An 11,973-nucleotide genomic window follows, 5' to 3' on the forward strand; every position below is an offset into this window, starting at 1 on the left:
CGGGCGCCAGATAAATGCGAAGTGCCCGTTGTGGTGAAGTTGTTTTGTTTGGGGCCCCTAGCGGCAGCCTGGGTAAGGCTAAAAGGCGGGGCCACTGGAAAGCGTGGCCTTACCCGCCGGCCGGCTTAGGCCACCGCTCCCCCCAAACAAAACAACTCCACCACAACGGGCAGTTGGCATCGGCGGGTCCCGAGGCGCGCGGCGTCGGTGTGGCGCTTCGTCGATCAGGGCTGGGGTTTTGGGCGCGCGGTGCAGGTGTGAGACTTCGTCGACGAGATGCGGGTTTTGGGCGCGCGGTGCAGGTGCAGGTGTGGCGCTTCGTCGATGGAGGTGGGCCCTCGTGGGCAGGTTCTCCATATCGCCCACCTCCAGTGGACTAATGGGCCAACACATATTCGGTGTAACCGTCGTCCAGTAGCCGTTGGTAGGCGGTGAGGATATTTTTCGGTACTTGCTGCGGTATAGCGAATCCGCGTTTGGGGTATTCGATAACTCGTTGAAGGTCGCCGACCATCATGCTCGCGACGAGCTTGGAATCGCCGATCGACTGGATGTAATCGGCGAATTCCACGGTCTCCGATGTGCACACGGGTTTGGTTTCCGGCCACGCTTTGCGGCATGTCGCGTACGCGCGTCGCTCCATGTATGGCATGGAGATCAAGAGGAGTGAGTCCGGGGTGATGCCTTGTGCCGCAAGCACATCACGGCGAAGGTGGTGTTGGTCAGGGCCATTTTCTGGTGGGCGATCGCCCAGTCAGCGGGTTCCGCCAACTGTTCGAACTTCACGGTGGCGGCGGACATGATCTGCAGAGCGTAGCGGTCGCTTCCGTCCTGGCTCAGCGCTGTACCCACCCACAGTCGAGCCCGCGCTCGATCTCGTGGGGCTCAACCGCTCGTCAGATGCAAGCTGTTCATACCCTTCAGCCGCCCGTACGAGTTGCCCGCTCATCTCGCCAAGAACGGTGAGGGACAACTCGATCTGAGCGGTACGGCGCGGGACGGACAACTCGCGGAAGAGACCGTGCGCATTACAACCGCAACGCGGCGAAACGCACGCGCCTCGTGCCCGGTCCAGTGCCTTATCGACGTCATGTGCACCTCCGCCGGGGGCAGGAAACCACGGCAAGGCAGTTCCGTACACCGAAAGTACAGCGCAAGTGCCGCGCCAGGTCGTTCCCCATCGATCACTTCCGGCGGCAGGGTTGCCTGCAAGCGGTTCGTTCGACTCGCAGCAGGCAGAGGTGCACACGTCGCTCACGATCGGAGGGTGCGACATCAGGTACACCCGCGTCGAGTTGATCCTCAGCGATGACCGACAGGAGGTGGGTCTGCTGTTCAGCTCAACCGGATCGCTGACGTCGTGGCGGAGGCCATCGCAGAGGTCGCCTGAAGACAGGGAGGCCCCCGGAGCGGTTCGTGCTCCGGGGGCCTCTTCTGCCTTCAGGCGACCGCTCAGGGTGTGAGGGTCCAGGTGTCGATGGTGCCGGTGTCGTAGGTGTAGACGTCGGTTGCTTGGAGTTTCCAGGTACCGTTGCGGGTTTCCGCGGAAGCGTCGACTGTGTATGTGTCGTGGATGCCGGTGGCGGAGCTGGGGCCGCCTGCCTTCTTGAGGCTGTAGACGGTGCCGGATGGGGCGATGAGGGCGATGGCGAGGTCGCCGGTGTAGGTGTGGTTGATGTCGACCTTCACCTTGGTGGCGGTGGACGCCTTGCCGTCGCAGTTGGTGACTGTCACCGGGGAGGTGACGGCGGCACCCGCGTCGGGGATGGCCACGTCGTCGCTGTTGGTGGCGGGGGTGCAGGTGCCCGGGTCGGGGCCGGGGCCGCCGGTGATGAAGCCGCTGTAGAGGAGTTTGTTCGGGGAGCCGGTGCCGGGGTTGGTGACCTTGCCGCTGGTGGCGTTGTTCACCAGGGCGTCCCGCAGTTGCTGCGGGGTGGCCGACGGGTTGGCGGACAGGTAGAGGGCGGCGACGCCGGTCACGTGTGGGGTGGCCATGGAGGTGCCCGACATGTTGGCGGTGCCGCCGTTGAGGCCGAGCGAGGTGATGTTGTCGCCGGGGGCGAAGATGTCGGTGCACGTGCCGTAGTTGGAGAAGGAGGCGCGGGCGTCGTTGTTGCTGGTGGCGTTGACGGTGATCAGCGCGGGGGTCTTGGCCGGGCCGGTTGAGCAGGCGTCGGTGGAGCTGTTGCCGGAGGCGACGGCCATCTGGATGCCCGCGTTGATCATGCCTGCGAGGGCGTCGTCGCCGATGTCGGCCGTGTCGAAGGTCCAACTGGCGTTGACCACGGCGGGCTTGGCGGCGTTGGCGGTGACCCACTCGATCGCCTTGACACCGGCCGAGTCCGGGCCGTTGCCGGTGCAACTGGTGCCGAGCATGCGGACCGAGACGACCTTGGCCTTCTTGGCGATGCCGTAGGTCTTCGAGCCGATGGTGCCCGCCACGTGGGTGCCGTGGCCGGAGCAGTCGATGCCGTTCTGGCCGTCTTCGATGAAGTCGGCGCCAACCGACGCGCGGCCCTCGAACTCGGCGAGCGAGGTCTTGACGCCGGTGTCGGTGACGTAGACGGTCACGTTCGACGCGGCGCCGCTGGGGTAGTTGTACTTCTGGTCGAGCGGCAGGTTCGCCTGGTCGACGCGGTCCAGGCCCCAGGTGGGGTTGGTCTGGGTGTCGGCGACGTGGGCGGTGCCGTCCTGGTAGACCTTCTTGACCGACGGGTCCGCGGCCAACTGGCGGGCCTTGGCGTCGGTCAGGCCCTTGACCTGGAAGCCCTGCATGGACTTGGAGAACACGTAGTCCAGGCTGCCGCCGTACTTCTGCACCAGACCGGCCGATGCCGACTGGATGCTCGCGGCGGAGGCGGCCGCGGACGGTTTCAGCGACACGATGAAGCTACCGCCCGCGGCGGGCTGCTTCGCGTGCACGTAGTCGGCCTCGGCCGCGGTCGCCGGGCCGGCCACGGCAACCAGGGCAGCGGCGATGGACGCCGTGCCGACGGCCGCGAGCGCGAGCCGCCCGCGTGAGGATCGTTGCATGGCGAGGTGGTCCTTCCACGATGGTCGAGCGCCGGGATCACCGGCGGAACAGGGTGTTCGCCCTTCATGGACCGGGCACCCGGCGTTCGGGTCGTACCTCGCACCGGGTGCCCGGGGTCTGCGAGAACCCGTGTGGGACAACGGGTTCACTCGGGGGAGATCAGAAGGTGAGGGTCCAGGTGTCGATGTTCCCGGTGTCGTAGCTCCACACGTCGGTGACCTGGAGCTTCCAGGTGCCGTTGCGGTTCTCCGCGGCCGCGTCGACGGTGTAGGTCTCGTGCACGCCGGTTGCCGAGCCGGCGCCGCCGTTCTTCTTCAGGGTGTAGACCGCGCCGGAGGGACCGACCGGGTCGATCTTCAGGTCGCCGGTGTAGGTGTGGTTGACGTCCACCTTCACCTTGGTCGCGGTGGACGCCTTGCCGGTGCAGTTGGCGACTGTCACCGGGGAGGTGACAGCGGCGCCCGCGTCCGGGATGGTCACGTCGTCGCCGTTGGTCGCGGCGGCGCAGTCGCCCGGCGGGTTGGGGTCGCCGCCGCCGATGAAGCCGATGTTGAGCAGCTTGTTCGGCGAGCCCTTGGTGTCGGTGACCTTGCCGCTGGTGGCGTTGTTCACCAGGGCGTCGCGCACCTGCTGCGGGGTCGCCGACGGGTTCGCCGACAGGTACAGCGCGGCGGAGCCGGTCACGTGCGGGGTGGCCATCGAGGTGCCGGACATCGACGCCGTACCGCCACCGTTCTTGGTGGAGGTGATGTTGGTCCCCGGGCCGAAGATGTCGACGCAGGTGCCCCAGTTCGACTCCTGCGAGCCCGCCGTCCAGATCGACCGCTTGTCGGCGTTGTCGCTGGCGGCGACGGTGATCGCGTCCGGGGTGCGGGCGGGGCTGGTCTGGCAGGCGTCGCCGCCGTTGTTGCCCGCGGCGACCGCGAACGTGACGCCCGCGGCGATGGCGCTCTTGACCGCGTTGTCCACCGAGGAGTCCGCGCCGCCGCCGAGGCTCATGTTCGCCACGGCGGGCTTCTTGGCGTTCTTGGCGACCCAGTCGATGCCGGAGATGATCTGCGAGTACTGGCCGTTGCCCTGGCAGTCCAGCACGCGGACGGCGACCAGGTTGACCTTCTTGGCCACGCCGTAGGTCGCGGAGCCGACGGTGCCCGCGACGTGCGTGCCGTGGCCCTGGCAGTCCGAGGCGTCCGAGTCGTTGTCGATGAAGTCGTAACCGTCCTTGGCGCGGCCTTCGAACTCGGGGTGCGACTTGTAGATCCCGGTGTCCAGGATGTACGCGGTCACGTTCGACGCCGTGTTCGGGTAGGTGTACTTCTGGTCCAGCGGCAGGTTCTGCTGGTCGATCCGGTCCAGTCCCCAGGTGGGGTTCGTCTGGGTGTCGGAGACGTGCGCGTAGCCGTCCTGCTGGACGTAGGCCACCGACGGGTCGGCCGCGAGCTGCTTGGCAGCGGACTCGTTCATGCGCACGGCGAACCCGCGCAGCGACGCGGTGTAGGTGTTGCCGACCGAGCCGCCGTGCTTGCGGGCGAGGTCCAGCGCCTTGCCGTTGGTCACCTCGGGCGCGGTCTTACCGTCCTTGAACACCACGATGTAGCTACCCGCGACGGGCTGCTGCGCGCTGAGGATCGTTCCGGTGGCCTGCTGGGCCGTCGCGGTGCCGGCCACACCGGCCACGACGGCCACTGCCGTCGCGCCCGCGGCCACCCCGGCCGCGACGAACCGGCGCGTCTTGCGATCAAGTCGCATCTGGGCTTCTCCATTCCGCTCCACCGGACGGTGGACACCACCCGGTGGCGTGGCTGTCGGGCAGGGTTGGTAACTGACAGCCACTTGCGGATCACCATCGGGGCGCGCGGCGGGACGAACAATCCGGGTATCGGTAGGTAGGGATACCCGTCTTTCACCTAAGATCAACTTCTCCGGGGTGCCATGCTGGAGTTTCCGAACGGCGCGAGGCCGCCTAGGCTCGCAAAACCCCAACGGGTGCGGTACCGGACACGCGGCGCGGGAGGGTGTGGATGAGTCGGACACCGAGGCCAGTGCCGAGCCGCGCCGACGCGCTCATGCGGACCAGCTCGCCGACGCTCGTCGGCCGCACCGACCAGCTCGGCGCGTTGCGCGCGGCGCTGCCCCGGCAGCCTGCGGTAATCATGATCGAGGGCGAGTCCGGGGTGGGCAAGTCCCGGCTGGTGCGCGAGCTGCTCGACGGCGACCTCGGTCCGGTGGCGGTGCTCACCGGGTACTGCCAGCCGGTCGGCGAGCCGTTCCCGTACGGCGCGGTGCTGGAGGCGCTGCGGGACGCGGTCGAGCGGCTGGCGCACGCGCACCCGCGGCTGAGCCCGGTCGCCGGGGTGCTCCGGCCGCTGCTGCCGGAGCTGGCCGAGTACCTGCCGGAACCGCCCATACCGACGGGTGATCCGCGCACGGAGCGTCATCGGTTGTTCCGGGCGCTGCGCGAGCTGCTGAGCGTGCTCGGGCCGGTCGTGCTGGTGGTCGAAGACCTGCACTGGGCCGATGACGGCTCCCGGCAACTGCTGCGGTTCCTGATGGGCGACCCGCCCGCGAACGTGTCCATCGTGGTCACTTACCGGCGCGAAGACGTGCCCGGTGGGGTGCCCCTCGGGTCCGCGTACCGGCCGCCGGGCGGGATCACCAGCGTGCTGCTCGAACTGCACCCGCTCGATGTCGACGAGGTGCGCACGATGACCGCGGCCATCCTCGACGAGGAGACCGTGTCGGCCGAGTTCGCCACGAAGTTGCACGAGCGCACGGCCGGCATCCCGTTCGTAGTGGAGGAAACGCTTCGCGCGCTGCGGAACCCGGCCGGCGCGGTGCACGCCGATGGCGCTACCGCGCGCCGGTTGTTGGACAACGTCGATGTGCCGGTACTGCTACGCGACGCGATGGCAGAGCGACTGGCAGCGCTCCCGACTACAGCGACTCGACTCGCGCAAGCGGCCGCGGTACTCGGTGTACCTGCCCCCGCTGAGCTACTCGGTGAAGTAGCCGCGATCGGTGACACCCGCGTACGGGCAGCATTGACGCACGCCTTGAACGGTCACGTGCTGCACGAGATCGACTCTGGACGGTACGGCTTCCGGCACTCGTTGGCGCAACAGGCCGTCTATGACACCTTGAGCGGGCCGGACCGGCAGCAACTGCACAACAGGGCCATAGACGCGTTGGACCAGGTTGAGCCGCGCCCACTCGTACAGCTTGCCGAGCACAGTGAGCGCGCCGGACGTACCGCGGCGTGGTTGTACTACGGAGAAGCCGCGGCCGACAGGGCTGCCGAGATCGGTGACGCAGGCTTGGCCACCGCGCTCTTGCAGCGTCTGCTGGAGGAGCCCAGCGTCCCCGCGGCCGACGTCGACCGGCTCGCGATCAAGCTCGGCCAGGTCGCGCACCTCGGACTCGACCAGCACGCCCCGACCGAGGCGCTGGAACGGCTGCTGAGCGACCGGCGGCTGTCGATGTCCGCCCGCGGTGAGGTCCGGCTCTACCGGGGGCTGCTGCTGATCCGGCAGGCGGGCGGCGTCGAGGAGGCGCGGTCGGAGATCGAGATCGCCATCGCCGACCTTGTCGAGCGCCCCGACCTCGCCGCGAAGGGCACCGCCGTGCTCGGGCAGACGTTCATGGGGATGACGCCGATGAGCAAGTTCGAGCCGTGGCTGGCGCGGGTCGACAGCTACCTGGCGGCCACCGACGACAACGAGCTGCGGATCTCGCTGCTGGCCAACGAACTCGGTTCCCGGCTGCACACCGGCGACCCGACCGTGCTGGCGAACCTGGACCGGCTGCCGGACTCGGTGTCGACCCCGGGTGAGCAGCGGCAACTGGCCCGAGCGCACTGCAACCTCGCGGACGCCTGCACGTCGACCGGGCACTTCACACTCGCAGGCGACTTGTTGCGCAGCGGCCTGCGATTCGCCGCGGAATGCGGAGCGCCTTTCGTGGTGAGCACCGCGCGGTCGACCAAAGCGCGATTGGATTGGCTGACCGGCGAATGGGACGGCCTCGCCGAACGGGCCGAGCGGTTGCTGGACGAATACCGCGACCTGTACCCGGTCGCCAGCGAATTGTGCCTGGTGCTCGGTTCCCTCGCGATGGCCCGCGGCGAATGGGCGGAAGCGACGAGCTACCTGACCGAGACCGGAGCGTTCGCACCGGAGGAATCGATCGCGCCGGTCGCCATCGCCGGGTGCGCGGCGCTGGCGTGGACCATGCTGTCGCAGGACGAGGTCACCCGGGCCTGTGTGGACGCCGACCGCGGCGTGGACATCATCCGCACCAAGGAGGTGTGGGTGTGGTCGACCGAACTCGGCCCCGTCGCCGTCGCCGCCTTCCTCGCCGCGGGCCGGGAAATGGACGCCCAGAACCTCACCGACCACATCGCCGACGGCATCGACGGCCGAGACGCCCCGATGGCCGTCGCCGCCCTCGCCCAATGCCGCGGCAGGCTCGCCGAAGCCCGCGGCCAACTGGAACTCGCCGTCGGCCACTACCGCGAAGCCGTCGACCGGTACGAAAGCCTACCCGCCCCGTATTTCGCGGCCCTGGTCGCCGAACGCGAAGCCGTCTGCCTATTCCCATCCGACAACGAAAAGGCGTCGGAAATCCTCTCGTCCCTCGTGGACGCTTTCGACGCCCTCGGCGCGACCCGCGACGCCGCCCGCTGCCGCCACCTCCTGCGCGGCATGGGCGGCGGCAAACCCTCCCGCCGCGGCCGCCGCGGCTACGGCAACGAACTCTCCCCCAGGGAACAGGAAGTCGCCCGCCTCCTCGCCGCGGGCCACACCAACCGCGAAATAGCCGACGTCCTTTTCCTGTCCCCGCGCACGGTCGAACAACACGCCGCTCGGGTCCTGCGCAAGCTTGGTGTGTCCTCTCGGGCGGAACTGCAGGCGGAAGACCTGACCTGACGGATCTGTTTGCCACAAGCACTTGCCACACCATGAACACCGGGGCGCGCAGTCAGTCGCCCACAAGCGACCTAGCTACCCACAGCCCAACGCCTCCTCACGCGCCAACCAGTCACCGGGTGCTCGATCAATCGCCCACAAGCGGTCTCACTGCCCAACACCTCATCGCGCGCCAACCCGCGACCGGGGCGCGCGATCGGTTGCCCACAGGCGGTCCAGCGATCCACAACCCAACACCTCGTCACGCGCCAACCAGTGACCGACACCCGCGATCGGTCGCCCACAGGTGGTCTGGCCACCCACAGCCCGACACCTCATCGCGCGTCAACGAGCCACCGGGGCGTGCGGTCAGTCGCCCACAGGCGGTCTGGCTACCCACAGGCTGGCACCTCGTCACCACCAACGGTCCAGCCACGCCAAACCCGGGCACTTCAGCGAGCTGTCCACAAGCAGTCCGGCTATCCACAGCCAGACGCATGCCCCTCTTGACAAACCGCCGTTCGCGCTACCTTCAGGAATGGGCCCCCGGCCCCCGGGTGGGTGGGGTCCTGGGTAGCCGCCGGTGGGTGAGCAGTCAAGGGGCGGAAAGCAACGGATAGGGGGAAACCCGAGGGCGGTGGAATGCCGAGAAGGACCGTCCCGGGGTGGACGGCCCTTCTCGGTGGGCCCCGGCGGCGGGTCGGCCCCCTTGCATGTGGGTCGACCGGGTGGCGGCAGGCGGTGCCGAGCGTCTGCCGTGGGTGCGTCGCGGGGTATCCGGGGGGTGGTTTGTGGGGGGGCAGCCTCGGGCGGGGGAGAAGCGAGGGCGTTGGCGCCGCTCCCCCGACGTCCCGAGGGGGCTCGGGGGCTGCCCCGGGCTTGTCGACAAGGGTGCACCGGGGGCGCGGGCGGGAACAATCCTGGCGGCGATAGGTAGGGATACCTATCTATTGTTCTGGGCCGAACGGTAATGGTGTGGGAAATATCCGGTAACGGGAAGCCACTTACGTAGCCTTGTGGCGGGTGAGACGGGCGGGCCACGATCGGCTGGGCAAGCGCCGAGCGGGCTGGTCGTGAGGGCACCTTCGGGTCGTCCGGGCCGGGCGGCGACCTCCGGTGTCCCCGGGCACACTCTGCAGGAGGCAAGAGCGTGAAACGCAAACGCCTGTCCGTCGCGGCCGGGGCCTTGGCAGCCCTCGTCGTCGTTCTCCCCGCCCATCCCGGTGCCATGGCGAAAGCGCCCGGTGAACCGGCGGTTTCGGCCGAGTACGCGGTGATCGGCGTGAAGTCGGTGCAGCAGCGGACTTCCATCGCGAACACCGGCGCCGCCGTCAACGGTGTCGAGGACAGCAGGCTGCTCATCACCGCGACCGGCGACGAGGTCGCGCGGATTCGGGCGTTGGGGTTCAAGGTCGACGCCGACTCCCCCGCGCCCGCCGCCGTGGGCGCCGTGACCCCGTACGACTTCCCGAGTGCGGACTCGAACTACCACAACTTCGCCGAGATGAACACCGACATCAACAAGGTCGTGGCGGACCACCCCGGCATCGTCACCAAGCAGGTGATCGGGAAGACCTACCAGGGCCGCGACCTGGTGGCGGTGAAGATCTCGGACAACGCGGCGACCGACGAGAACGAGCCGGAGGTGCTGTTCACCGCGCACCAGCACGCGCGGGAGCACCTGACCGTCGAGATGGCGCTGTACCTGATCCACCTGTTGGCCGACAACTACACCACCGACGCGCACATCAAGACCCTGGTGGACAGCCGGGAGATCTGGGTGCTGCCGGATGTCAACCCGGACGGCGGCGAGTTCGACATCAGCACCGGGTCGTACAAGAGCTGGCGGAAGAACCGGCAGCCGAACTCGGGTTCGGCCAACGTCGGCACCGACCTCAACCGCAACTGGGACTACAAGTGGGGCTGCTGCGGCGGTTCCTCCGGCAGCACCGGCAGCGAGACCTACCGCGGTCCGTCGGCGGCGTCGTCGCCCGAGGTCAAAGCGCTGCAGAACTTCGTGAACAGCCGGGTCGTCGGCGGCAAGCAGCAGATCACCTCGGGCATCGACTTCCACACGTACTCCGAGCTGGTGCTGTGGCCGTACGGCTACACCTACAACGACACCGCGCCCGACCTGACCACCCAGGACCAGAAGGTGTTCGCGACCATCGGCAAGGCCATGGCGGCGAAGAACGGGTACACGCCGGAGCAGTCGTCCGACCTGTACATCACCGACGGGTCCATCGACGACTGGCTGTGGGCCAAGCACAAGATCTACGGCTACACGTTCGAGATGTACCCGACCAGCACGGGACAGGGTGGTTTCTACCCGCCCGACGAGGTGATCGGCCGGGAGACCGCGCGCAACAAGGAGTCCGTGCTCTACCTGCTCGACTACGCGGACTGCCCGAAGCGCGCCATCGGCCTCGGCTGCGCCTGACCCGACCGTCCCCGGGCCGCGCGGCCCGGGGACGCCCCGGTCCACCGCCCACCGAGGGCGGTGCCGGTCGCGTCCATTGTGGACGTACCGGCCGGATCCACACCCTGCAGCGGCACCCCGGTGCCGTGTGGACACGAGAGGACGTACGGTGCGGAAACTCAGCAAGATCATGGCGCTGGCGGTGACCACCATCGCCGCCGCGGCGACGCTGGCCGGTCAGGCCGTCGCCGCCCCGCCGAGCTCGACCCCGGGTGAGGCGCACCCGCAGGTCGTGGGCGGCACCCGCGCGGCCCAGGGCGAGTTCCCCTTCATAGTGCGGCTGTCGATGGGCTGCGGCGGCGCGATGTACGCCGACAACCTGGTGCTGACCGCGGCGCACTGCGTCAACGGCACCGGCAACAACTCCGGCATCACCGCCACCTACGGCGTGGTCGACCTGCAGAGTTCGAGCCGGGTCACCCGCACGTCGAAGTACGTCTACCGCAACCCCGGCTACTCGACGTCGACCGGCGGTGACTGGGCGCTGATCCAACTGTCCAGCCCGATCACCGGTTCGACGCACCTGCCGCTGGCCACCAGCACGGCTTACGACAGCGGCACGTTCACCATCCTGGGGTGGGGCGCGGCGTCCGAGGGCGGCCCGCAGCAGCGGTACCTGCTCAAGGCGCAGGTACCGTTCGTGTCGGACAGTTCGTGCAAGACGGCGTACCCGGCGCTGAAGTCCGCCGTGGAGATCTGCGCGGGCTACCAGCAGGGCGGTACCGACACGTGCCAGGGCGACTCGGGCGGCCCGATGATCAACAAGGACAGTGCGGGCCGGTGGGTCCAGGTCGGCATCGTGTCGTACGGCCAGGGCTGCGCGCGGGCGGGTTACCCGGGCGTGTACGGCCAGGTGAGCGCACTGTCGGCGGCGATAGCGGCGAAGGCACGAGAGCTCGGCGCCTGACGCCGGATCGCGGCCGGATAGGAGTTCCCAGCCCGCCCCGGGTGCCCAGTGCACCCGGGGCGGGCTCATTTGTGACAATTGCCAGATATCAGTTCCGCCGCCCCCCTGGCCGCAGGCCGGGGTTGGCGGCAAGATACGGGCCAAGTTACCGATAGGTAGACGGTCGGGGTCGGCCGGCACTGCCTGACGTGCGCCGGAGGTAGAGCCATGCGCGAGTTCGCCGTCCCACCCGTGGCCAAGCGCGAGGTCGCGGGCGGACTCGCCGACCTGGTGTACGACAACGCGAAACTGGGCCCGGACGACATCTCGTTCCGGCGCAAGGTGGGCACCGAGTGGGCGGACGTCACCTCGACCCGGTTCGCCGCCGAGGTCACCGAGGTGGCCCGCGGCCTGATCGGGTCGGGCATCGCGCCGGGCGACCGGGTGGCCATCCTGGCCGCGACCCGCTACGAGTGGACACTGCTCGACTTCGCGATCTGGGCGGCGGGCGCGGTGTCGGTGCCGATCTACGTGACGTCGTCGGCCGAGCAGATCCAGTGGATCCTCGGTGACTCCGGCGCGAGCGCGGTCGTCGTGGAGACCGACGAGCACTTGGCGCGGCTCACCAACGTCCGGGCGAACCTGCCGGACCTGCGGCACGTGTGGCGGG

Annotated in this window: 8 protein-coding genes; 4 read left to right on the forward strand and 4 right to left on the reverse strand. The window is 68.7% G+C overall.

Features of this window, described 5'->3' with window-relative positions:
• Positions 1-376: 376 nt before the first annotated feature.
• From H504_RS0122685 to H504_RS0122700, 4 genes are all read right to left on the reverse strand, one after another.
• Positions 377-571: a hypothetical protein gene (locus H504_RS0122685; protein ID WP_084468042.1), complete on the reverse strand. Its 195-nt coding sequence runs from the start codon at positions 569-571 to the stop codon at positions 377-379.
• 86 nt (positions 572-657) lie between these two features.
• Complete coding sequence (locus tag H504_RS42115; RefSeq protein ID WP_169735441.1) at positions 658-801, reverse strand: hypothetical protein; 144 nt, start codon at positions 799-801, stop codon at positions 658-660.
• Between the two features lie 651 nt (positions 802-1,452).
• Positions 1,453-3,033 carry a S8 family peptidase gene (locus H504_RS0122695; protein ID WP_026424645.1) on the reverse strand — a complete coding sequence of 527 codons (1,581 nt, stop codon included), beginning with the start codon at positions 3,031-3,033 and terminating at the stop codon, positions 1,453-1,455.
• Between the two features lie 160 nt (positions 3,034-3,193).
• Positions 3,194-4,783 (reverse strand): S8 family peptidase, encoded by a 1,590-nt coding sequence (locus tag H504_RS0122700; RefSeq protein ID WP_026424646.1) that lies wholly within the window; start codon positions 4,781-4,783, stop codon positions 3,194-3,196.
• A 272-nt stretch (positions 4,784-5,055) separates the two neighbouring features.
• Here H504_RS0122700 and H504_RS0122705 point away from each other — a divergent pair, with 272 nt between their 5' ends.
• From H504_RS0122705 to H504_RS41520, 4 genes are all read left to right on the forward strand, one after another.
• The gene (locus tag H504_RS0122705; RefSeq protein ID WP_245614413.1) at positions 5,056-7,959 is read left to right on the forward strand and encodes an ATP-binding protein; all 2,904 of its coding nucleotides are present in this window, start codon (positions 5,056-5,058) and stop codon (positions 7,957-7,959) included.
• 1,129 nt (positions 7,960-9,088) lie between these two features.
• Positions 9,089-10,378, forward strand: a complete 1,290-nt coding sequence (locus tag H504_RS0122710) for a M14 family metallopeptidase (protein ID WP_026424648.1) — start codon at positions 9,089-9,091, stop codon at positions 10,376-10,378.
• A 169-nt stretch (positions 10,379-10,547) separates the two neighbouring features.
• Positions 10,548-11,324: a S1 family peptidase gene (locus tag H504_RS0122715; protein WP_035305503.1), complete on the forward strand. Its 777-nt coding sequence runs from the start codon at positions 10,548-10,550 to the stop codon at positions 11,322-11,324.
• Positions 11,325-11,531: 207 nt separating this feature from the next.
• Positions 11,532-11,973 (forward strand): AMP-binding protein (locus H504_RS41520; RefSeq protein WP_211239387.1); only part of this gene is annotated, 442 nt, incomplete at its 3' end.

It is taken from the genome of Actinokineospora inagensis DSM 44258, assembly GCF_000482865.1.
Lineage (GTDB): Bacteria > Actinomycetota > Actinomycetes > Mycobacteriales > Pseudonocardiaceae > Actinokineospora > Actinokineospora inagensis.

What these genes read in the sequence shown, in the direction of transcription:
- H504_RS0122695 (WP_026424645.1), bottom strand. Translation starts at nt 3,033, where the DNA reads ATGCAACGATCCTCACGCGGGCGGCTCGCGCTCGCGGCCGTCGGCACG.
- H504_RS42115 (WP_169735441.1), bottom strand. Translation starts at nt 801, where the DNA reads ATGTCCGCCGCCACCGTGAAGTTCGAACAGTTGGCGGAACCCGCTGAC.
- H504_RS0122700 (WP_026424646.1), bottom strand. Translation starts at nt 4,783, where the DNA reads ATGCGACTTGATCGCAAGACGCGCCGGTTCGTCGCGGCCGGGGTGGCC.
- H504_RS0122705 (WP_245614413.1), top strand. Translation starts at nt 5,056, where the DNA reads ATGAGTCGGACACCGAGGCCAGTGCCGAGCCGCGCCGACGCGCTCATG.
- H504_RS0122715 (WP_035305503.1), top strand. Translation starts at nt 10,548, where the DNA reads ATGGCGCTGGCGGTGACCACCATCGCCGCCGCGGCGACGCTGGCCGGT.